11 protein-coding genes are annotated in these 24,576 nt (G+C 34.7%); all 11 read left to right on the top strand.

Translation table 11 applies throughout. From position 1 onward, the window contains the following. The first annotated feature begins 402 nt into the window (after nucleotides 1–402). Nucleotides 403–2,574, top strand: a complete 2,172-nt coding sequence (locus L1276_RS12815; RefSeq protein ID WP_253788359.1) for an alpha-N-acetylglucosaminidase — start codon at nucleotides 403–405, stop codon at nucleotides 2,572–2,574. Between the two features lie 277 nt (nucleotides 2,575–2,851). Continuing rightward, complete coding sequence (locus tag L1276_RS12810) at nucleotides 2,852–5,863, top strand: TonB-dependent receptor (RefSeq protein WP_253788357.1); 3,012 nt, start codon at nucleotides 2,852–2,854, stop codon at nucleotides 5,861–5,863. A gap of 19 nt (nucleotides 5,864–5,882) precedes the next feature. Next, nucleotides 5,883–7,496, top strand: coding sequence for a RagB/SusD family nutrient uptake outer membrane protein (locus tag L1276_RS12805; RefSeq protein WP_253788355.1), 1,614 nt, complete (start codon nucleotides 5,883–5,885; stop codon nucleotides 7,494–7,496). 337 nt (nucleotides 7,497–7,833) lie between these two features. Beyond that, nucleotides 7,834–10,140 (top strand): GH92 family glycosyl hydrolase, encoded by a 2,307-nt coding sequence (locus L1276_RS12800; protein ID WP_253788353.1) that lies wholly within the window; start codon nucleotides 7,834–7,836, stop codon nucleotides 10,138–10,140. Nucleotides 10,141–10,153: 13 nt separating this feature from the next. Continuing rightward, nucleotides 10,154–12,427: a GH92 family glycosyl hydrolase gene (locus tag L1276_RS12795; protein WP_253788352.1), complete on the top strand. Its 2,274-nt coding sequence runs from the start codon at nucleotides 10,154–10,156 to the stop codon at nucleotides 12,425–12,427. Between the two features lie 12 nt (nucleotides 12,428–12,439). Next, nucleotides 12,440–13,003, top strand: coding sequence for a hypothetical protein (locus L1276_RS12790; RefSeq protein ID WP_253788350.1), 564 nt, complete (start codon nucleotides 12,440–12,442; stop codon nucleotides 13,001–13,003). A gap of 288 nt (nucleotides 13,004–13,291) precedes the next feature. Then, a complete protein-coding gene (locus L1276_RS12785; RefSeq protein ID WP_253788348.1) occupies nucleotides 13,292–14,143 on the top strand; it encodes a DUF4861 family protein in 852 nt (283 codons plus the stop codon). A 14-nt stretch (nucleotides 14,144–14,157) separates the two neighbouring features. Continuing rightward, nucleotides 14,158–15,987: a metallophosphoesterase gene (locus L1276_RS12780; RefSeq protein ID WP_253788346.1), complete on the top strand. Its 1,830-nt coding sequence runs from the start codon at nucleotides 14,158–14,160 to the stop codon at nucleotides 15,985–15,987. 52 nt (nucleotides 15,988–16,039) lie between these two features. Beyond that, nucleotides 16,040–20,074 (top strand): two-component regulator propeller domain-containing protein, encoded by a 4,035-nt coding sequence (locus L1276_RS12775; RefSeq protein WP_253788345.1) that lies wholly within the window; start codon nucleotides 16,040–16,042, stop codon nucleotides 20,072–20,074. 411 nt (nucleotides 20,075–20,485) lie between these two features. Next, nucleotides 20,486–21,373 carry an inositol oxygenase gene (locus L1276_RS12770; RefSeq protein ID WP_253788343.1) on the top strand — a complete coding sequence of 296 codons (888 nt, stop codon included), beginning with the start codon at nucleotides 20,486–20,488 and terminating at the stop codon, nucleotides 21,371–21,373. Nucleotides 21,374–21,416: 43 nt separating this feature from the next. After that, on the top strand, nucleotides 21,417–24,557 hold the full coding sequence (locus L1276_RS12765; protein WP_253788340.1) for a glycoside hydrolase family 2 TIM barrel-domain containing protein: 3,141 nt from the start codon (nucleotides 21,417–21,419) through the stop codon (nucleotides 24,555–24,557). Nucleotides 24,558–24,576 lie beyond the last annotated feature (19 nt).

The raw sequence follows: 24,576 nt of genomic DNA, 5'->3' as shown, positions 1-24,576 counted from the left end.
TGCTTCAGGCGCACTTTTAAAATACTCTAATCACACCCAAAAATCTTCATATTATCGATTTATATACCAATTAATTTATTTCTTCCATTATCATTTTTTTGTTCCCATATCAATTTCCTGTTTCAAAAATGGATTGGTTTAGTAATCAATATAATAAGTATTCTCTCAAAAGTTTGTATTTTCATTTTTGCTTTGTATTATGAAAAGAAACTGTATAAAATGTCTATGCTTTTGATTGATAAATCCATCTTATAGAATCACATTATATATAAATTTATTTTTCAGTTCAGATCCTATTATTATTCCATACTAAATTTTATTGAATAACCTTATTAATTTATTAGCAGTAGTTTTTTGTTTTTATGATAAGATGATTTGAGATATTAATGATATTCAATTTATATGAAAAAAGAAAATTTTAAAATTAAAAAAAGCGATTCCTTAAAAGCAGCGATAATGGCTTTTGTGCTCTTGTTTTTTGGATCGGTTAAGGGCTATTCCCAAAAAGGCGATGAAACGAAAAGTGCTTTTGGCGTAATAGAAAGACTTGTAGGCAAACGTGCCAGCGAGTTTCAATTAATTATTGAAGAAAAAAAGAGCAATAAATCGGATTGGTTTGAGATTGAAACGGATAATAATAAAGTAAAAATAAAGGCATCCAATAATACAGCACTCTGTTATGCAGCGTATCATTTTTTAAGAGATATTGGCGCCGTTTTAGTCAGCTGGGAAGGTAACAGAATTGAACTGCCTAAATCTTGGCCGAAATATGCTAAAAAAGCAGACACGCCATTTGAATATAGAGAATATTTAAATGCCTGTACTTTTGGCTACACAACGCCGTGGTGGGATTGGAAACGATGGGAACAGGAAATCGATTGGATGGCCTTGCACGGAATCAATCTTCCAACCGCAATGGAAGGTCAGGAAGCCGTTTGGCAGGAATTATGGAAACAATATGGTTTGACTAATTCGCAGTTAGAATCGCATTTTGCAGGACCAGCTTATCTGCCTTGGCAGCGTATGGGAAATATCAATAGTCTGGAAGGTCCTTTACCGCAGGAATGGTTCGTTAAAAAAGAAGCACTCCAAAAGAAAATCTTAGAAAGAATGAGAGCTTTAGACATGCATCCTGTTGTGCCAGCTTTTAGCGGTTATGTGCCAAAGGCTTTCGCCGAAAAACATCCTGAAGCTAAAATCACCGAACTAAAATCTTGGTCAGGAGGCGGTTTTGCAAGTACTTTTTTATTAGATTCCAAAGATCCTTTATTCAAACAAATTGGAAAACGCTTTATTGAAATCTACACTAACATGTACGGGAAGTCTAATTTCTATTTAGCCGATTCTTTTAATGAAATTGAACCGCCTGTAACAGAACATAATAAATACGAAGAACTTTCTAACTACGGAAGCGCTGTTTATGAAACAATAAATGAAGCGGCTCCAGGCGCAGTTTGGGTCATGCAGGGATGGCTTTTTGGAGATAACAAAGAATTTTGGACAAAAGAAGCAACGAGTGCTTTTTTGAGCAAAGTTCCAAATGAGAAAGTTATGGTTCAGGATTACGCAAACGACAGATATAAAGTTTGGGAAAATCAAGAAGCTTTTTATGGCAAACAATGGACTTACGGATACGTTCATAATTACGGCGGATCGAATCCTGTTTATGGAGATTTGAATTTTTATAAAGATGAATTGACCAGTTTATTAAAAAATCCAAATAAAGGGAATGTTGTTGGCTATGGTGCAATGCCGGAAGGATTAAATAATAATTCGATTGTTTACGAATACATTTATGATCTTCCGTGGACAAAGGGCGAACAGCCTGTAAACGATTGGCTGACAAAATATCTGAATGCAAGATACGGACAGACGACTTCAAAACCTGTTTTTGAAGCTTGGAAACTATTATTAGAATCCGTTTACAATGTCAAATATTGGGAAACGCGCTGGTGGAACGATTGGGCAGGAGCATATTTGTTATTTAAACGTCCAACAGTAACCATTACAGAATTTAAAGGAAATCCTGGAGACAAAACCAAGTTGAAAGAAGCTTTGGATATTTTAAGTAAAGAAGCTAAAAAGTACAATAAAAAGAATTTGATTCAATACGATTTAATTGATGTTTCAAGACATTATAATTCTCTATCTATCGATGAAGAATTGATTGAATGCGTAAAAGCGTATCAAAAGAAAGACATTTCAAAAGGAGATCAATTGTTTAAACAAATAGAAAAACAAGTTTTAGAAACCGATAAGATCATGTCTGGACAGCCTTTGAATAGTTTGGATCAATGGGTAAAATCGGCTTCAGAATATGGAGACACGCCAGAAGTATCTAAATTATATGCAAAAAATGCAAAAGCATTAATTACGCTTTGGGGTGGAGAAGGTCATCTGAATGATTATGCTTCAAGATCATGGCACGGAATGTACAAAGGATTTTACTGGCCGAGATGGAAAATGTTTTTAGAAGCTTTAAGAAAATCAGCTGCAGATAATACTCATTTTGACGAATCGAAAGAAAGAGAATCGATTAAAAATTGGGAAATAAAATGGACCGAAAATAATTAAATAAATACTTAATTACTATTAATACGTATATAAACAAAAAATTAACTAATTCTTTATAACCTAAACCTAAACAATGAAAAATAAAAAAACAAAATCTCTACGAAAACGATTTATTAGTAAGTTTTTAACTATATAATTTTAGAAAAATAAACTTGCGAAACCTTGCTATCACTGACTTTATAGAAATTATCCATGTTTATGAATAACTTGTCCATTTGTTAACATTTCATTAGCACTAATTTCGTCAGTACTATTTAACCAATTAACCAATATCACAATGGAAAAACTTAAACTTTTATTATTAGCCTTTTGCTTTGGCTTCTCAATGAATACATGGGCACAAAAAACAGAAGTGTCAGGTGTAGTTTTAGATGACAAAGGCATTCCACTGCCAGCAGCCAACGTACTTGAAAAAGGTACAACGAATACGGTAACTACAGATTTTGACGGGAAATTTAAAATTTCGGCTTCAAACAAAAATGCCACACTTATATTCTCTTTTATTGGATTTGAAGATCAGCCAGTAAAATTAGATGGAACAAAAACAAATTATTCAATAAGATTACAGTCAACAACAACAAACTTAGAGCAGGTAGTCGTTGTAGGTTACGGAAAAGGATCTCGTAAAAACTTGACGACTTCTGTAACTTCTGTTAAAGCCGAAGATTTAAACCGAGGAGCAATCAGCGACGTTGGACAGCTTTTGCAGGGTAAAGTTTCTGGTTTGAATATTTCATCTAGCGGTGACCCTACAAAAACGGCTTCTGTAGTTTTGCGTGGAGCATCGACGTTAAATAGTTCTCAAGGCCCATTTTATGTAATAGATGGTATTCCGGGAGTAGATATCTCCGTAATTTCTCCAGATGATATTGCTACGATTGACGTTTTAAAAGATGCCGCTGCAACAGCGATCTATGGTAACCGTGCAGCAAATGGTGTTATCATGGTAACAACTAAAAAAGGAAGTAAAGGCAGAACTCAAATTGCATACAACGGTTATGTTGGCTGGGAAGAAGTTTCGAATCAGCTGGATATGATGAATGCAGATCAGCTGAGAGCTTTTACAACTAAAAACAATTTGAATTTTACTCCAGAAAATGATAAAGGTGCTAACACGAACTGGCAGAAAGAGATTTTAAGACCAGGACGCGCAGCATCAAGCAGCCATAACTTATCTATGAGCGGCGGTGGAGATCACGGAAACTATACAGCAAGTATTACTTCTCTTAATAAAGAAGGGGTACTGCAGAAAAGTGATTTTTCTCGTATCATTGCCCGTTTATCTGTGGAGCAGTTTGCTTTTGATGATAAGGTTAAATTTGGTTTAAATGTTACTAACTCTAGTACTAAATATCAAAATGTACCACAGCGTAATACGGTTCTTTTACAAGCAGCAAACTATCTTCCGGTTTCTCCTGTAAAAAATGCTGACGGAAGTTATTTTGAAAATTTTGTAAGTCCAGGATATTTCAACCCAGTAGCTTTAATTGCTCACGGAACCGATGAAACAAAAACAGATAACCTTGTAGGGAATTTAACTGCAGAAGTAAAACTTCCATTCGGAATTACTTATAATTTAAATTTAGCACACCAAAGATTAACTGCAACTCACGGAGAATTCTACGACAGTTATTATTCACAATACAATAGTGCCAACTTTTACAACAATCCAGATCCGCCTTTGACAAAAACTTTAGTGAATTTTGGTATAAATGGCTCTGCTTTGAGAAATTCTTATGAAACTAGAAACAATATTATTGAGAGTTTCTTTACTTGGGATAAAACATTTGGCGAGCATAAAATAAAAGCTGTTGCTGGTTACTCATGGCAGGAAAATACTTTAGGAGATGGTTTTCAAGCTACAACTACAAACTTTCCTGTAGACAATGTAGGTTATAACAACTTAGCTTTAAGTAATTATACTTCTGTTAATGGTTATGTAGTAAATTTTGGAGATAGTAAAGCATATCAAAAAACACGTTTAATTGCATACTTTGGGCGTTTAAACTATAATTATAAAGACAAATATCTTTTGCAAGGATCAATTAGAAGAGATGGTGGATCTATGTTTGGAGAAAATAATCAATGGGGGTATTTCCCTTCTGTAGGTGGAGCTTGGAGAGTAGACAAAGAAAGTTTCATGCAGAATCAAGGTTTCTTCAGTGATTTGAAAATCCGTGGAAGCTGGGGGGTTACAGGTAACTCTTCTGGATTTAATGCTTACACAGCGCAGATTATTTCAGGAAGTTTAGGTACTTTCTATTACAACGGACAGCAGATTGGTGCGTACGGACCAAACCAAGCAGCAAATCCTGATTTGAAATGGGAAAAAACAGCTACTGCAAATATTGGTCTTGATTTCTCAATCTTGAAAGGAAAAGTTACAGGTTCTGTTGATGTGTATGACAAGAAAACAACAGACATGATTTTTAACTACAATGTTAATCCAGTATTAGTACCTGTAGGAACAATTGTAGCAAATGGTGGAACAATGTCTAATAAAGGTATTGAGGTTAGTTTAAGTACAACTCCAGTTAAAACAGCAAATTTCAGCTGGACAACTAATTTGAATTTGGCACATAACAAGAATGAGATCGTAAAATTAACTAGTCCATTCTTTGTTGGAGGAGATTCTATCCGTCGTGTACAGCCGGACGGAGGCGGACAAACCGGAAGTACGTTACAGATTTTTAAAGAAGGAAAACCATTAGGACAGTTCTTTACGCTTAAATACGCAGGAAAAAATGCTGACGGAGTTTCTCAGTATTACGCTAAAAACGGTGATTTAACAACTACGCCTCAAATTGGAGTAGATTATCATTATGCAGGAAGCGCACAGCCAAAATTATTATTAGGATGGGCCAATAATTTTCAATACAAAAAATTTGATTTAAGTATTTTCTTCAGAGGAGTATTTGGTAACAAAATTTTCAATGCAACACGTGCCGATTTATTTAGACCGAGCACTGCAATGACAAGCAATATTTTAGTTGATGCAGGAAACGAATCACCAAATGACTTGAACGCTTATAAGTATTCAGATCGTTTTATAGAAGACGGAAGTTACTTAAGATTAGACAACATGACTTTAGGATATAATTTTGGTAAAGTAGGAAGATACATCAGCAGTGTACGTATTTACCAAACTGTAAACAACGTATTTGTTATTACTAAATACACAGGAATTGATCCAGAGGTAGAACAAGGAGGAACCGCTCCAGGTGTAGATTCAAATAACTTCTATCCAAAAACCAGAACATATATGTTCGGTGTAAATGTGATCTTCTAAAAATTAAATGCTAAAAATTATGAAAAAGATATTAAAATATTTAGGACTTCCAGTACTTATGGCTGGTTTAGTATGGTCTTGTGATGATCTAGAGGTGCCTATTACAACACAGTTGACACCTGAAGTATTTCCACAAAACTCAACACAATATATTCAAACAACAGGGCCGGTTTATGCAGCTTTCCGCGGTGAGTTTTCATTTGCATGGTGGTGGTCGCAATCTTTATCTACAGACGAAGCTATTCTGCCGGCAAGAGGAGGAAACTGGTTTGATAACAGAAACTACATTGCAATGCATTACCACGACTGGAATGCAGATAATGGAATTGTAGGAAGTCTTTGGGATTGGTCATCTAAGGTGATCGGGACAAGCAATCAGGCAATTTCTATTTTAAGACAGACAATGCCTGAAGGAGCAGAGAAAAAAACGTTGATTTCTGAGTTGAAAACAATGCGTGCCATTTCTTATTTCATGTTAATGGATAGTTACGGAGATGTTCCATTGGATACTTTATACGGAGATTTTACATCTCACGCTAAAACGCCTAGAGCACAAGTTTTCAATTTTATTGAGAAAGAACTAAAAAGTTCTGTTTCTAATTTAAATCCTGCAGCTGGTGTTACCACTTACGGAAGACCAAATAAACAAACTGCTAATGCAATGTTAGCAAAGTTGTATTTGAATGCAAATGTTTATACAGGAACAGCACGTTATACAGAGTGTATTGCGGCCTGCGATGAGGTAATTAATTCAGGTTTGTATGTTGTTGAGCCAAGAGCTTCATACCTTCAAATGTTTTACCCAACTAACGGACCGTTGATGAAAGAATTCATTTTTGCAGTTCCTTACGATCCAGCAGCAGTTACAGTTGGTTATAACGGACAAATGTACCATGCACGTTATGATGTGCCACGTTCAGAAAGAGCTAAGTTTGGACTTCCTTACACACCAAGTGCACCTAGAAGTACGCTGCCAGAATTCTATGCCTACTTTAATGATGCAAATGATATTCGTAACAGACAATGGCTTACAGGACTTCAATTTATGAATGACGGTGTAACGCCGGTAATGGTGACTACAACCAAAAAAGGATACGATCAATTTTACACTGGATCTGATGGTGGGGCGGCTTTTACGTATCAGGTAAATTTAACACCAGATATTATACCTCGCCAAAGTGTACCTTTATTTGACCTTGGAAACGATGAAATCGCTTGGAATATGGGATATAGAAATGTCAAATTCTATCCAGATGCAACGTCAACAAACCGTAACCAAAAAAATGATGTTCCTTTCTTGCGTTATTCAGATGTTCTTTTAATGAAAGCGGAATCAATCTTACGCGGCGGAGCGGCGACTTTAGGACAAAGTGCAGACGCATTAGTAAACATGGTTCGTTCTAATCGTACTACTTCTGCAGCCTTAAGCGGTGTATCACTGGAAGATCTTTACAGAGAAAGAAGTAGAGAATTTGCTTGGGAAGCCTGGCATAGAAACGACATGATCCGTTTTGGAAAATACGAAGGACAATGGGGTTACAAAACCAATACAGATACATATCGACGAGTTTTCCCAATTCCAACAAATGCAATGGTTTTAAATCCGGCTCTAACTCAGAACGACGGATATTAAGATAAGAATTTAGTTAAGTACGCACCTTGTTAGCATTTTAATTTTAAAAGGAGAGGAGAGCAAAACTCTTCTCCTTTTTTACTAAGAGTAAGCTGATTTCGTAGTTGCTCATGAAAATCAGTTCGGTTTTTGTTTGTTTGAATGAACACAAAGCTTAGTTGAATGTCGTTTCGGAAAAATAATTGAAAGATTAAGCTTTGTAACATTCTTTAAGTTACTGTTTTGAGAATTTATTGTAATTCTCACAAGGAATCCTTTGCCTTAGATTTTCGATTCAAAAAAATCAAAACAAACAATCCTGCTCAAAATCACTATTGCCCAATCAATATAAGAATAAATGGAATTTAAAAAAATCTATAGAATAGGACATATTGCAATAAGTCTAACACTTATTTTTTTAGTGTCATGCAGCGCCCAGAAAAAACTTTCTTTGCAAAAGAAACAAATTTCAGATATGGTTTATCCGTTGCTGGACACCGAAAATTCAAGATGGTTTTACTTTTCATCAGCAAGCCGTCCTTTTGGTATGGTAAACTTAAATCCCGATACAGAAATTAAAGGAGATTGGGGAGGCGGTTACAAATATACGACAGATACAGTCAAAGGTTTCAGCCACGTACACGAATGGCAGATGTCGGGTGTATCCGTCATGCCGGTGACCATTTCGGAGGAAAATAAAAAGACTGTTTTTAAAGATTTTTACTCCAAATTCAATCATGATAAAGAAATAATAACACCGGGATATCATTCATTAAAACTGGATAGATATCAAATAACTGCAGAATTAACCAGCACACCTAGAGTTGGTTTTCATAAATATAGATTTCCCGAAAAAGCACAAAAAGCAGTTCTTTTTAATTTGAATACCATTTTAGGACCTTGCGAAAACACAAACGGAAAATTAGAAAAAAACAATGATTTCGAGCTTTCCGGATCTTTGGTTTTAAGTACCAATTTTAGACGTCCGAAACCGTTAACTGTATTTTTTAAAGTTAAAACAAATGAGCCAATTTCTTCTGTTGAAAGAGATAATGCAACTGGAAATTATTTGATACATTTTGGTAAAACCAAAGAACAAGTATTGATGAAAGTCGGCATTTCTTATACATCAATTGAAAATGCCAATAACAATATTGCAATCGAATTACCACATTGGGATTTCAATAAAACCGTTGGCGATTCCAGAAAAGAGTGGAGCAATTTATTAGGAAGAATAAAAGTAGAAGGTGGAACTGAAACCGACCAAAGAAGATTTTACACTGATTTATGGCATGCCCTGCAAGGGAGAAAAATGATTAGTGATGCAAATGGAGCCTATCCTGATAATACAGGAGACAAATTCAGGATAGGGCATTTGCCATTAAATACTGATGGAAAACCAAAATTCAACCACTATAATTCAGATGCTTTTTGGGGGGCACAATGGACAATAAACAACCTTTGGGGATTGGTTTATCCAGAAATCATGGAAGAATTTGTCTATTCATTAATGCAGTATTACAAAGACGGCGGCATAATTCCGCGCGGGCCTTCGGGAGGAAATGACACTTACGTAATGACCGGAGCGTCTGCAACGCCATTTATTGTGAGCGCCATTCAAAAAGGAATTGTAAAAGAAAATTTAGAGGAAATTTATATCGCCCTTAAAAAAAATCATATGCCTGGCGGTATTATGGAAAAAGCAGGGTATGAACACAATACCAATATTGGCGGAGGTTTAAAATATTATTTAGAAAAAGGATATGTGCCGTATCCGCTTCCAGACGGAAATTTTGGAAGCCACGAAGACGGAGCAAGCCAGACTTTAGAATATGCCTATCAAGATTGGACTTTGGCTCAATTGGCAAAAAAGTTAAATCACGAAGAAGATTATCAATATTTCATGAAAAGAGCCGAAAACTATAAAAATGTTTTTGATGCTAAAATAGGCTGGATGCGTCCGAAAAATGCAGATGGAAAATGGCGCGAAAATTACGATCCATATCAATATGAAAACGGATTTATAGAATCAAACGGAGCACAATCGACTTGGTTTGTACCGCATGATATTTTAGGTTTGGCTGATTTAATGGGCGGAAAAGAAAAAGCAGCAGCAAAATTAAATGCGCAATTTGAAACGGCTAAAAAGCAAAAGTATACTTCTGGTACATCGCACGATGCAGAATTACATCCAGAGTTTAGCAGAATTCCAGTAAATTTTGGAAATCAGCCGTCTATGCAGACTTCGAATATATTTACCGTTTTAGGAAGACCCGATTTATCGCAGTATTGGACTAGAAATGTTGTAAAGGAAACTTTCAGCGGATTATCGCCTGCAACGGGTTATAACGGAGACGAAGATCAGGGGTTAATGGGAAGCCTTAATGTTCTGTTGAAATTAGGTTTATTTCAAATGAACGGAGGAACAGACCAAGATGCTGTTTATCAAATCGGCAGTCCGATCTTCAATAAAATCACTATAACATTAAATCCGAAATATTATTCAGGTAAAACATTTGTCATAAAAGCAGAAAATAATAGTAATGAAAACGTTTACATACAAGACCTAAAATACAATAATAAGTACGTAAAAGATTTTACATTAACTCATAAAGAGATTACAAACGGAGGAGAGCTGATCCTGCAGATGTCAGGAAGAAAGTAAAAATAAAGAAGCAATGAAAATATACAATAGAAATATACTTTTAGGAATATCACTTTTGTTTGCGATAACTTCTTATTCCCAAAAAACAGTCCATCAATACGTCGACCCAATGATCGGTTCTGAAGGAGTGGGCAGGGTTTTTATTGGACCTTCCTGTCCGTACGGAATGGTAAAACCAAGCCCAGACTGTACCTCAAGTCCAAACAGCGGCTGGCTTCCAATGCCGAAAGAAGTAACAGGTTTCAGTCAGGTTCACGTGAGCGGAACTGGCGGAGGTCCAAAATATGGGAACATCTTAATTATGCCGTTTTCTGGAGCTTTAGACAAAATGGATCAGACTTCCTACAGAGCCGAAGAAAATGTAAAACTGGGTTATTATGAAACGGTTTTCAAAGAGAATAACATTAAAACAGAAATTACAACTGGAGAAAAAGTTTCATTTTATAGAATAACCTATCCAAAAAATAAATCAAAGGAATTAAAAATTGACCCTGGATTTTTCCTTGGAGAAGAAAAGATTCCAGATGCCAGAGAAGCACAGCAGTTTGTAGGCTCTCAGATCGAAATAGTTTCAGATACAGAAGTAAGAGGGTACAGCAGAATAAGAGGCGGGTGGAACAACGGACGCGCTTATACAGTTTATTTCTGGGCCGTTTTCGATCAGCCAATCGCAAAATATGTCACTTTTAAAGACGGTAAATTTTACAGCAATCAAAAAGCGCAGTTTGATTCTGGAAAGAAAACAGGAGCTTTACTTTCTTTTGGAAATTCAGGAAAAGAAGAATTAAATGTCAAAATCGGAATTTCTTTTTTAAGTGAATTAAAAGCCAAAAATAATATAGAAACCGAAATTCCGCATTGGAATTTCAATACCGTTTTAACCGCTTTAGAAAATAAATGGGAAGATTTATTAAGCCGAATTCAATTATCTGAAGATACTTCTGTCGAATATAGAAAAATGTTCTACACTGGTTTGTATCATACGATGATTATGCCCGTTGACAGAACAGGAGAAAATCCGTTATGGACAAACGACGAACCGTATTACGATGATTTTTATACAATTTGGGACACGTTTAGAACTTCAAGTCCGTTAATTACATTAATTGATTCTAAACGTAAAGTAGAAATTATCAACGCCATGCTGAATATTTACAAACGCGAAGGTTATATGCCCGAAGGAAGAAGCGGCAACTATAATGGAAGAACTCAGGGAGGTTCTAACACTGAGGTTGTAATTGCAGACGCTTTTGTGAAAAACCTAAAAGGAATAGATTATGAACTGGCTTTACAGGCCATGATCAAAGACGCGACAGTGCCTCCGGGAGGAAATGAAGAAAAAGAAGGACGAGGCGGACTTTTAGATTATCTTAAATTAGGTTACGTTCCTTACGGCACAGACCGCGCAGGAAACAGAACAATCGATTATTCGTACAACGATTATAATATTGCAACGGTAGCAAAAGGTTTAGGCAAAACAGAATTGTATAATCAATACATGAAACAAGCCGAAAGCTGGCAGAATTTATGGCGTGCAGATTATGAAAATAACGGTGCAAAAGGTTTTATTATGCCAAAAGACAAAGACGGAAATTGGCTGGATGATGTTATTTTCGGAGAATCAAAAATCCAAAAACCAACTTTTAAATATACACCTGTAATTATCGAATCGCCTTGGTATGTCTGCCATTGGTGCGTGTTTTTCTACGAAGGAACTTCTTGGGAATATTCGTTTAGTTTGCCGCACGATATTCCGGAATTGGTAAAAAAATCAGGCGGAGAAAAAGCATTTGAAAAACGATTGGATATTTTCTTCGATAATAATTTATTCAATGTTGCCAATGAACCTTCATTTCTTACACCTTGTTTGTATCATTGGATTGGAAAACCCTATTTAAGCAGCGATAGAATCAGAACCATTATCAAGGATAATTTCAATACTTCAAGAGAAGGACTTCCCGGAAATGACGATTCTGGAGCGATGTCTTCTTGGCTGGCTTTCCACATGATGGGATTATATCCAAATGCAGGACAGCCTTATTATTTGATTAATACGCCTTTGATAAAAGAAACGGTTGTAAAATTGGAAAACGGTAAAAGTTTTAAAATCACCACTAAAAAAATGAGTGATAAAAACAAATACATCAAAACGGCATTGTTAAACGGAAAACCATACAACAAAGCATGGATTTTACATGAGGATATTAATAATGGCGGAGAATTAGTTTTAGAAATGGATTCGAAACCTTCAGCTTGGGGAACAACAATTTTACCACCAGCAAAATAAATGATGAACAAGATGAAAAATATATTTTTAATGATTCTTTTCTGTATTGTTTATCAGAAAGGAACGGCACAGAATTACATTCCAACAATAAAAAATAATACACAGCTGCATTACGTCTGTAAACTGCACGGACAAACCAGAACTTTACAGCTTACAGCAGAAACATCAAATAATGGATTAGCTTTTAAACTAGAAACAAGAGGAGTAAAAAGTAAAATAGTAATGCTTCCTGAAGCCCTAAAAAGTGGAACTGAATTAAGTTATAATCAGGGAGAATATGCGCCGGTTCTGAACTTAAAACCAACCGAAACATTCTTTATGATTTCGCAGTCGGCTTATCAGGATTTAGTAAAAAACAATTCATTTGTGTACAATAACACAACTTATGTTTTGGATAAAAGCGAAGACAAAAGTGAGGTTTCAATTGATGGAAAAGCAGTCGATGCCTTGCATGTAAAAGCACAGATAGACGAAACCGAAATGTGGATTATAAAAAATCCGGAGTTTCCTTTGATCTGTAAAGTAATTAAGAACCCATTAGGAATTAATCCAACATTAGTAAAAGTAGTGGATTAATAAAATTAAAAGATGACCGCCATGTAGCTTATTAATTTTTTTAAAGCCACAGATTAAAAGGATTAGAAGGATTTTTAAACGAAACTAATTTAATCTGTGCTACTCTTGTTAATCTGTGGCAAAAAAATAGAATTAGAAAAGTAAAAATGAAATTTTATAGTTTAAGATTTTTCACATTTTCGATATAAATTGATAATTTCCAAACAATAGATAGAATTCTTGGTAGATTGTTGAAACTTGTTTTTTAAATTTACAGGAATTACACTTAAACTATAATATTTTTAAATTATGAAACTATCTATCGTAACCTCTTTACTTTTTTGCTGTGTTTGTTTTGGACAGAATAATACAGACAACAGTTTGTACATGAAGTCGGATAAAATTACGTATCTAACAGATATCGGCTCAGAATCAGGAGATTTATATAAAACAATCGGACATCACGGTCCGGCAGTTGAAAACGAATGGATGGCATTGCGAATTTATTTCAGTGATAAAGTAGCAATTGACGTTTATTCTAAAGCCAAACCAGGCTTAGAATTAAGAAAAGCAAATTGGTATCCAACACCAGAACAGCAAAAACAAGGATGGGGAGCCGATTATTATAAAGTGGCTTCTACTGTAGGTTTAGGAGGAGTAAAACTTTGGGACGGAGAGAAAGTTGTGCCTTTAAATCCGGTAACCAATCGTTTGGCAAGAGTGGGGAAAACAGATACCACTTCTTGGATGGAAATGATTTCAAGAGGCGTTCCGTACAAAGGAAAAAAAGTAGATATTTTAGTTCGTGTCACCGTATTTTCTGGTAAAAGAGAAGCAAAAGTAGAAGCTGTTTCTTTAACTGGAGAAAAAGTACAATTTGCAACAGGAGTGAATTACTTTAAAGATTCTGCAACAAAAAAAGGTGCAAATTACATCGCAGTTTGGGGAAAACATCCAGAAGACGTTGCTGCTGAAATTGTTGAGGTTGGAGGCGCAATTAAGTACAACCCAAAAGATTTTGAGAAAAATACAGATGATGGAACACAGTATTTGCTGATTTCAAAACCAGCAAAAAACTTAGAGACAACCATTTTATCTTCATGTGCAAGAGAAACAGAATTAAACACTTTAGATAAATTGGAAGCGTATATTAAAAAATAAAGCAAACAAAATACATGTTTAGAATATCGGCTATATTAGTAATATTATTCTTTTTATATTCCTGCAAATCACAGCAGAACACTAAAAAAGAGGTTCAAATTGCTTTTATAGCCGATGCTCATTTACAGGATATTTTTGCCAAATTCGAAGACAGCAATTATCAGGGAATTCCAAATCCGGTAACAGGCGAATTTGCCAATATTAGAACCATGAATTCTCAGTTGCATTCTACGAGAATTTTCAACGAAAATTATTTTGCTTTTTTACAAGCCTTAAATGATATCGTTAAAAGAGGTATTAAACAAGTCGTACTTCCAGGCGATTTCAGCGACGATGGACAACCTGTTCACGTTCGCGGACTGCGAAAAATACTCAATGATTATACTCAAAAATACGGGATCTCTTTTTATGTCACTACAGGAAATCACGATGTGGTAAGACCGTTTTCGCAGGATGCTGTTAAAACTGATTTCTTGGGTAAAGACGGAAAAGAACAGATTATCAGCAGTTCTTCAGATAATTTTAATAAAAATAAAACCGAACTCGAACCCATTATTACAGCCGATATAAAAAATTGGGGTTACCAGGAAACGATTCACGAAATGCATGATTTTGGTTTCTTTCCAAAGAAGAGTGATATATATTGGGAAACTCCTTTTTCGAATTACAAGTATGATAATTATAATTTTGAAGAAGCTCAAAAAGAATCCGTTTTAGAAAAAAGAACGTATCTAATAAAAAACACCAATTTGTATCTGCCCGATGCCAGTTATTTGGTTGAACCCATTAAAGGAATCTGGCTTTTGGCGATTGATGCGAATGCGTATGTTCCGAGTGAAAAATTATCAGGAAAACCAAATGATCCGCATGATTTTTCGGGAGCGAATACAGGTTATAATAACGTTCTTATTTATAAAAATCACCTTTTAAATTGGGTGAAAAAAGTTTCTGCGGAAGCGAAACAAAAAGGGAAGATACTCATTGCTTTCAGTCATTATCCGATGGTTGACTTTAATGATGATGCTTCGCCTGAATTAAAACAGCTTTTTGGTGCAAACAAAATGCAATTACAAAGAGTTCCCAATGAAGAAGTCGCAGAGCAATTTGCAGATGCCGGTATTCAGATTCATTTTGGAGGTCACATGCACATCAACGATACAGGCGTGAGAACTTCTGCAAAAGGAAATACGCTTTTTAATATTCAAACACCTTCGCTTGCCGCCTATATGCCGGCTTATAAAATATTGACGATTCATTCTAATTCTGAATTAGAAGTAGAAACGATCATCGTTGGAAAAATAGATAAATTCAATAGTTTATTTCCTTTTTATGAAGAAGAATATGCTCATTTAGAGAAAATTAAAAGCACAAACATTTGGAATAAAGAAATCCTGAAAGCAAAAGATTATGCGGCATTTACCAATTGGCATTTAAAAGAGTTAGTGCGTTTACGATTCTTGCCTGAAGATTTTCCTGCCGATTTCTTAAAATCGATCGAGAAACTTTCTGGTAAAGATTTATTAGAAAAAAATAAAAATGCAGAAGAAGTTGGTAAAGATTTGAAAGAGAATTCGCTAGCACTTTCTGATTTTGAAACTTGGACAGGCTTTGATATGATTTTCGATTTTTTTCGATTAAAAAGTGCTGATGAATTAGCTTTTTCTGAAATTGGAAACAAGAGATTAAAACAGTACGAATTGATATGCAGACAGTTAAAAAAATCAAATGATCCAAAACTGATTTTGTGGGCAGCGATTTTTTGGAAAACCATGAATGGCGATCCTTCCGATCATTTTAATATTGATCTCAAAAATAACAGGATTCATAATTTATCTGTTAAATAATTTTGATATTAATTGAATCAAAAAGATTAAATTGCATTTATAATTTATTGCGATGAGTCAAAAATCCTTTTTTATATTCTTGTTATCGGTCTTTTTTTATTATTCGTATTCACAGAATATAAAATTTGCGCATTATAACGACAATAACGGATTGTCTCATAATTCGGTGCGCCATATTGTGCAGGACAAAAAAGGGTTTATGTGGTTTGGAACTTTCTCGGGACTAAACCGTTTTGATGGATATCAGTTCAAAAATTACATGAGTTCTACTCCTGGAAAAAATAAATTATACAATGATGATATTACTGCTTTAGAACTCGACGAAGACTCTAATCATCTATGGATTGGAACCCGAAAAGGACTGACACTCTTCAAAATGGATACGCATGTTTTTACCACTTTTTTCAATAAAAAAGACGATCCAAATAGTCTTCCAGATGATGAGGTAAGATCGGTTTACGTCGATAAATTTAAAAGAGTCTGGGTCGGAACCAAAACAAAAGGAATGTACTTGTTCTCTTTGAAACAAAATAGATTTGAGAAAATTACTATCAAGGGATTTGATTACGTTAAAGAAATTTTCGAAGATAAAAAAGGCAATGTATGGGTTGGAAGTTATGAAAAAAGCGGTGTCGCAAAAATAACAATGGATGCAAAAGGTGCTATCGTCAGAATTAATTATTACAACCTTTCGGTACCCAATTCAAATATCAAAAATCCATATATCAATTTTATCTACGAAGATGCCAAATCAGATATTTTTGTGGGCACGCGCGAAGGTTTGTATAAACTAGATAAAGCAACCGATAAGTTTGTTAATTTGTATATTGAAAATAAGCAGGTTAGAGGCGCTTTAGGTCCTTATTTTTTGTCGGTTGCACGAGCGCCAGATGGTAAATATTGGGTTGGAACTCTTGGCGGATTATTGGTTTGCAATCAGTTAGAAGACATTCAGACAGGAAATTACAAATGGTATTATTCGATTTTATCCGATGATACTTCGCTTATTGATAATTTAATTTCGGCACTTTATTTTGATGCTTCGGGAGTCTTATGGATTGGAACCGAAGACGGATTGGACAAATACGATCCTTATGAAAATCAGTTTACTTTAAATAAAGATATTTCGCGTTCTATTGGCAATCAAGCGCCTCGTATAAGAGGTTTTGCCAAAACCTATGACGAAAAAGTGATTGTAGCCACATACCATAACGGACTTTTTATTTCGAACACAAAAGGCTCAACTCCGTTACATAATACAGGAAAAGATATCGCCAGCATTTATTCTGATGACGGAAAGATTTTTTATTGCGGTTTGTGGGACGGAAATATTCTGGTTTATAATTACCTCACCAATTCTTCGAGAGAAATAAAAGCAGGATTCGAAAAATCGCCTGTTTTTGCCTTTAGTAAAATTAGTGACGATTCGATGATCGTTGGTTCTTTTGGCGAAGGAGCTGTAATTTTGAATACTAAAACTTTAGAAGTTCAGACTTCCAGTAAGCTGCTGCCGGATTTTCAGATCAATGCGATCGAAAGAGATGCTAAAAATAATGTCTGGTTTGCGACTGAAACCGGCGTTGTAAAATACAATAGTAATTCAGGAAAAATAGAAACGTATTCGTCACTTTTTATCAAGGAAAATGGTGTTCCTCATGACGAAAATGTAAGCGATGTTTTGGTCGATGCCAAAGGCAAAATTTGGGCATCAACACGTTTTGGATTGTGTTTGTTTAATCCAAAATTAAATGAATTTGAACCCGTAAAAAATCTAAAAGAACTTTCTGGTAAATGGATTACAGATATTTTATCGGATGCCAATGGAAATCTTTGGCTGAATATCAACAATAATAATATTGCTTTTGTTAAATCAAATTTAAAAGAAATCAGTATTTATCATGTAAATAGTGGAAACAGATTAGATGTTTTTAGTTCAAGCGGCTTTTTTCTTTTCAATAATTCGAATATATTTTTAGGTGGAAAAAACGGAATTATTTCTTTTTCACCTCCAGCCATGAAAAGAAATAAATGGTCACCATTACCTGTTATTTCCGAATTTAAAATTCAAAACGAGGAAGTTTTTCCAGAAATGGAAATTAATGGCGAAGTACCGCTTTCAAAAGATCTGAATTATGGCAACGAAATAGAATTAAGTCATAAAAACCGAAACTTTTCGATTCAGTTTTCGGCACCGTCTTTTGCCAACGAAAAGCTGAATAAATTTCAGTATATGCTGGAAGGTTTTGATAAACATTGGATTACGGCAAATAGTACTTCGAGAATAGTTCAATATACCAACCTTTACCCAGGAAATTATACTTTTAAAATCAGATCGAGTAACAGCGACGGATATTGGAGTAAAACGATTTCTTATAAAATTAAAATACTGCCTCCATTTTGGTTAACGCCGACATCTTTTTTAATGTTCTTTGCGCTTTTATTTGGAGTCTTTTATTTTATTAGAAAAGAAATAAAAAACCGAATCCGCCTAAAACAAGAACTGCTTACCGAAAAAGTAAACAGGGAACATGATATAAAATTGAACAACGAGAAATTACGTTTTTTTACGAATATTTCGCATGAATTGAGAACGCCGTTAACGTTAATTTTAGGACCGGCCAAACAGCTTTTGGATGAAAGCAGTAATGCAACCGATTATGAAAAAAGCCGTTACAATCTGATTTATCAAAATGCCAGCAGATTATTAAATCTGGTAAATCAGGTTTTGGATTTTAGAAAAGCACAATCGGGAGAGTTAAAACTGAAAGTAACTAAAACCGATATTTTATCATATTCTAAAAATATCTTTGATTCCTTTAAGGAAATGGCTTATAATAAAAAGATTAAGCTCAACTTTATTACCGAAGATGATGAAATAAACGGCTGGCTGGACAATGATAAATATGATAAGATTCTGTACAATCTTTTGTCGAATGCCTTAAAGTTTACCAACAAAAATGGAAACATAGATTTATATGTCAGACTGAAAGATACCGTTGAAGATATTCTGGTAATTGAAGTTACCGATGATGGAATTGGAATTCCATTAAAAAGTCAGGAAAAGATTTTCAAACGTTTTTATCAGGCAACCAATAGTAAAGCCAATAATACAGGATCTGGAATTGGTTTGTCTCTGGTAAAATCTTTAGTAGCAATTCATAAAGGAAGCATTTCGGTAGAAAGCACACCAGGAAAAGGAAGTACATTTAGAGTCGAAATTCCAATTGACCGCGATTCTTACGAGCATAAAGAAGTGTTTGAATATGCACTTAAAAATGACAATTTGAGTATGCTGATTCCAGAAAAAGCAGCTAAGAAAATTATTCAAAATACCGATTTAAAAGAAAAAATAGTAGTAATCGAAGATAATAACGAACTTAGAAAATATCTGGTGGATTATTTGTCTGATTATTACAAGGTTTATGAGGCAGAAAACGGATTGGAAGGTTTAAAAATCTGCCGACAAATAAAACCTATTCTATGTGTTACTGATGTCATGATGCCTGTTATGGATGGACTAGAATTCTGCCGTGAACTTAAAAATGACGAATTCATCAGCCATATTCCAGTTATAATGCTGACTGCGCTTTCTGAAAATATGGATAAAGTAAAAGGTTACGATACAGGCGCTGATGGTTATTTAGTAAAACCTTTTGAACCTTTATTACTGAAAACAGTGATAGAAAATATGGTTAAATCAAGATTAGAATTGAAACAGAAATTTTCTGGTGAGGTAGAAAGTAAAGTCAGCATGCTGACACATTCTCCAATTGATGAAGAATTTATGGAAAAAGTGACTAATCTGATTAATGATAATTTAAGTGAAGTGGATCTTTCTACAGATTTCCTATGTGATAAATTAGGCGTAAGTTCTTCAAAATTATACCGAAAAATTAAGGAATTAACAGATTTGGCTCCTAATGAATTTATTAGAACCATTCGTTTGAAAAAATCGGCTGAACTGCTAAAAAGTAAAAAGTATAATGTTTCTGAAGTAACGAACTTAGTTGGTTTTAATGATCCGTTATATTTCAGCCGTTGTTTTAAAAAGCAGTTTGGTTTTCCTCCAAGTAAATTGATTAATTAGGTTTTTTCTTTTGCTGCGTATTGCACTAATTTTTAAGAATTTATATGAGATTAATCTTTGTCAAAGTTTAAAACTTTGACAAAGATTTTTTTGTATTATTTCAAACATAGCCCGTGGTTTCAATCACGGGGACGCAACGTATATCTAAGATGCATATCCATAATCTAATTTTTCTCGCAATGCCCCTGTGGTTGAAACGACAGGCTATATTTGAAATTCAAATTTTCTCGTGATGTTCCCATGGTTGAAACTACGGGCTATGTTTGATATGCTGTGATTAAAAAATCATCCGTTATAATATGTAAAAATCCTACAATAATCAAATTTATCCATGTTTTTGATGTATTAATCCATTTTGAAAAGAGTATGTAATTCTATTTTTGTGTTATTAACTTTTAACTATTAACCATTATGAAAAAGCATATAGACACAGACAATCCGTTGAAAAATTTAGATGAGTGGGAAGATGATTTGTTAATGCGATATCCTGATCCTTCTGAAGAAAATGAAGATGTAAAAGAAAAGCAGAAAGAAGAATTCAGGAATTATGTTGATTCGGAAAGAGTAGAAACCGTTAAGGAGTTTTACAGAATAAACCATACCTATCAAACTTATGACTTCGTATGCAGTAAAGAACAGGAATTTCTGCAATTTAATAGAAAAGAAATGTCAATCTGGGAAGCTGTTGAGTTTTTAAACACACTTGTAGACGACAGTGACCCAGATATTGACTTAGACCAAACACAGCACCTTTTACAGACTTCAGAAGCCATTCGTGCCGATGGTCATCCGGATTGGTTTGTACTGACAGGTTTTATTCACGATTTAGGTAAAGTTTTATGTTTGTTCGGCGAACCGCAATGGGCTGTGGTTGGCGATACCTTTCCGGTGGGATGTGCGTATTCGGATAAAATTGTGTATTCAGAATTTTTCAAAGAAAATCCAGATTATACAGATGAGAGATTCAATACCAAATTAGGAATCTACACCCAAAACTGTGGACTTGATAATGTAAAAATGAGCTGGGGACACGACGAATATTTGTACCAGATTATGAAAGATTATCTTCCAGATCCAGCTTTGTACATGATTCGTTATCACTCTTTTTATTCTCAGCATAAAGAAAATGCTTACGCACATTTAATGAATGAAAAAGACATTGAAATGTTTGACTGGGTTAGAAAGTTCAATCCGTATGATTTATATACTAAAGCTCCCGTTAAACCAGATGTAAAAGCATTACTTCCTTATTATAAAGAATTAGTTGCTAAATATTTGCCTGAAAAATTGAACTTCTAGAAATATCAAGAATTTCAGTTGAAAGCTATCTAAAACCAAAATAATGCAGAATATCAAAACCAAAATACTTTTATTAAGCCTATTTGTACTTTGCGGTACAGTTGTTTTAGCGCAAGAAAAAGGACGTAACGATTGGGAGAATCCAGAAGTATTTCAAATTAACAGAGAACCGGCTCGTGCTGCTTTTCTTCCTTATGCAGATGAAACTTCTGCAATAATGGATAAATATGAAAATTCGCCTTGGTATTTTTCTTTAAACGGTCAATGGAAATTTTCTTGGTCGCCGACACCAGATGAGCGTCCGAAAGATTTTTACAAAACGGATTTCAGTACTTTAAATTGGAAAGAACTTCAAGTGCCGTCGAATTGGGAATTGCACGGTTATGGTGTGCCTATTTATACTAACATGACCTATCCTTTCGAAAAAAATCCGCCATTTATCAATCATTGGGACAATCCTGTGGGTTCTTATAAAAAAGATTTTGTACTGCCTGAAAACTGGAAAAACAGACATGTTTTTCTTCATTTTGAAGCAGGAACAGCAGCTATGTATATTTGGGTAAACGGTGAAAAAGTAGGTTACACAGAAAACACCAAAAGTCCAGCAGAATTTGATATTTCTAAATATTTAAAACCTGGAAAAAATGATTTGGCAATAGAAGTTTACAGATGGAGCGATGGTTCGTATCTGGAAGATCAGGATATGTGGAGACTTTCTGGAATTGACAGAAATGTGTATTTATACAGCACTGATAATGTTCGAATTTCAGACTTTTTTGCGAAACCAGATTTAGATGCGAAGTACAAAAACGGAAGTTTAAGTGTTGATGTGAGTTTAAAAAATCTGACTGCAACTGCTGTTAACAGTCAAAAATTGGTTGCTAAATTAGTAGATGCTTCAGGGAAAAATGTATTCACTAAAGAAATCAATATCAATTTTGAAGCATCGAAAGTTCAAACTATCAATTTTGCTCAGAATGTGTCGAGCCCGAAATTATGGAGCAGTGAAACACCCAATTTGTACACCTTGGTTTTGACTTTAAAAAATGCAAAAGGAGAAATTGTAGAAACGGTTGGAACACAAATCGGATTTAGAAAAGTTGAATTAAAAGGCGGCCAATTATTGGTAAACGGAGTTCGATTGATGGTTCATGGTGTAAATATTCACGAACACAATCCAGAAACAGGACATTATCAGGATGAAGCGACGATGATGAAAGACATCAAAATGATGAAACAGCTGAATATTAATTCCGTTCGCTGCAGTCATTATCCCAACAATATTTTATGGGTAAAACTATGTAACAAATACGGTTTGTTTTTGGTGGATGAAGCCAATATTGAAAGTCATGGAATGGGAGTAGAGGGACAGCCTTTAAAATGGATGAATCCAAAAACGAATCCGGGCTTTCTTCCGGAATGGAGAGAAGCACATTTAGACCGAATTTACAGTTTGGTTGAAAGAGATAAAAATATGCCATCGGTAATTATTTGGTCATTAGGAAATGAAAGTGCCAACGGACCTGTTTTTCATAAAGCCTATAAATGGATCAAAAAAAGAGACAATTCTAGATTGGTTCAGTTTGAGCAGGCAAAAGAAAACGAAAACACAGATATTGTTTGTCCGATGTATCCAACAATCGAATACATGAAGGAATATGCGGCACGCAAACAAGTTTCACGTCCATACATTATGTGTGAGTATTCACATGCGATGGGAAACAGCAGCGGGAATTTTCAAGAATACTGGGATATCATTCGCGGCAGCAAAAATATGCAGGGCGGTTTTATCTGGGATTGGGTAGATCAAGGGTATAAAAGAAAAGATGAAGCAGGCCGAGAATATTGGGCTTACGGCGGTGACATGGGAAGCCAGAATTATCTAAACGATGAAAATTTCTGTCACAACGGATTGGTATATGCTGATAGAACGCCGCATCCTGGAGCTTTTGAAGTGAAAAAAGTATATCAGAATATCTTGTTTAAAGCTGTTGATATCAAAAACGGAATAATCGAAATTAATAATGATTTCGGATTTACGAACCTCAGTAAATATAACTTTAAATATGAGGTTTTAGAAAACGGAAAAGTAATCAAAGAAGGAACTCTGAATGTTGCTTTAGATCCAAAAACAAAAAAGCAATTTAAAATTGATTTGCCAAAATTACAGTCAAAAGAAGGAACAGAATATTTAGTGAATGTTTTTGCTTACACGAAAACAGGCTCTGAATTATTTCCTCAAAACTTCGAAATTGCCAAAGAACAATTTGTAATCGAAGACGGAAAGTATTTCGAAAAATCGGAAAAAGAAAACTCGGCTAAAATTCAGGATGAAAAAGACCAGTTTGTTTTGACTTCAGATAATGTTGAGGTTAAAATCAGCAAATCGACTGGATTAATTTCTTATTACAGTGTAAAAGGCGAAGAGTATTTCAAACAATATCCTGAACCTAATTTCTGGAGAGCGCCAACCGATAATGATATCGGGAATAAAATGCAGATTAGAACGAATGTTTGGAGAACGGCAGGAAAAAATACTTCTTTAGAAAGTATTCAGCAGACAGAAGAAAACGGTCAGAAATATATCGTTGCAAAATTAAAACTGAATGATATTGCATCAGATTATACCATCAAATATGCATTAGGAAATGACGGCGCTTTGGAGATTCAAGCTTCTTATAAAAAAGGTGCAAATCCTGTTCCTGAATTACCTCGTTTCGGAATGATTTTCACTTTAAAAAATACATTAGAGAATCTGGATTATTACGGAAGAGGCCCGTTAGAAAATTATCCGGATAGAAAAACGTCATCGTTCAAAGGAATTTATAATAGTAAAGTTGCAGACCAGTATGTGCCTTATACACGCCCACAAGAAAATGGATACAAGACCGATATACGCTGGTTTAAATTGTCAAGCAATAAAGGAAATGGCTTGGAAATAAAAGGTCTGCAAACTTTAGCTATGAGTACTTTGAATAACTATCCAAGTGATTTTGACGGAGGAATTTCTAAAAAGAATATTCACTCCAGCGATATTACTCCGAGAAATGAAGTAGTAGTTTGTGTTGATTTAACCCAACGCGGATTAGGAGGAGACAACAGCTGGGGATTACCGCCCCACGAACAATATGTATTAACACAAAGCGAATACAGCTACGGATTTGTTATTAAACCAATTTTTTAAAAAGTAACCTTTTTTTAGT

The sequence above is a fragment of the Flavobacterium sp. HSC-32F16 genome (assembly GCF_024171645.1).
Classification (GTDB): Bacteria; Bacteroidota; Bacteroidia; order Flavobacteriales; family Flavobacteriaceae; genus Flavobacterium.
This window is presented reverse-complemented; position numbering and strand designations above follow the sequence as displayed.

What these genes read in the sequence shown, in the direction of transcription:
- L1276_RS12815 (WP_253788359.1), top strand. Translation starts at nt 403, where the DNA reads ATGAAAAAAGAAAATTTTAAAATTAAAAAAAGCGATTCCTTAAAAGCA.
- L1276_RS12810 (WP_253788357.1), top strand. Translation starts at nt 2,852, where the DNA reads ATGGAAAAACTTAAACTTTTATTATTAGCCTTTTGCTTTGGCTTCTCA.
- L1276_RS12805 (WP_253788355.1), top strand. Translation starts at nt 5,883, where the DNA reads ATGAAAAAGATATTAAAATATTTAGGACTTCCAGTACTTATGGCTGGT.
- L1276_RS12800 (WP_253788353.1), top strand. Translation starts at nt 7,834, where the DNA reads ATGGAATTTAAAAAAATCTATAGAATAGGACATATTGCAATAAGTCTA.
- L1276_RS12795 (WP_253788352.1), top strand. Translation starts at nt 10,154, where the DNA reads ATGAAAATATACAATAGAAATATACTTTTAGGAATATCACTTTTGTTT.
- L1276_RS12790 (WP_253788350.1), top strand. Translation starts at nt 12,440, where the DNA reads ATGAAAAATATATTTTTAATGATTCTTTTCTGTATTGTTTATCAGAAA.
- L1276_RS12785 (WP_253788348.1), top strand. Translation starts at nt 13,292, where the DNA reads ATGAAACTATCTATCGTAACCTCTTTACTTTTTTGCTGTGTTTGTTTT.
- L1276_RS12780 (WP_253788346.1), top strand. Translation starts at nt 14,158, where the DNA reads ATGTTTAGAATATCGGCTATATTAGTAATATTATTCTTTTTATATTCC.
- L1276_RS12775 (WP_253788345.1), top strand. Translation starts at nt 16,040, where the DNA reads ATGAGTCAAAAATCCTTTTTTATATTCTTGTTATCGGTCTTTTTTTAT.
- L1276_RS12770 (WP_253788343.1), top strand. Translation starts at nt 20,486, where the DNA reads ATGAAAAAGCATATAGACACAGACAATCCGTTGAAAAATTTAGATGAG.
- L1276_RS12765 (WP_253788340.1), top strand. Translation starts at nt 21,417, where the DNA reads ATGCAGAATATCAAAACCAAAATACTTTTATTAAGCCTATTTGTACTT.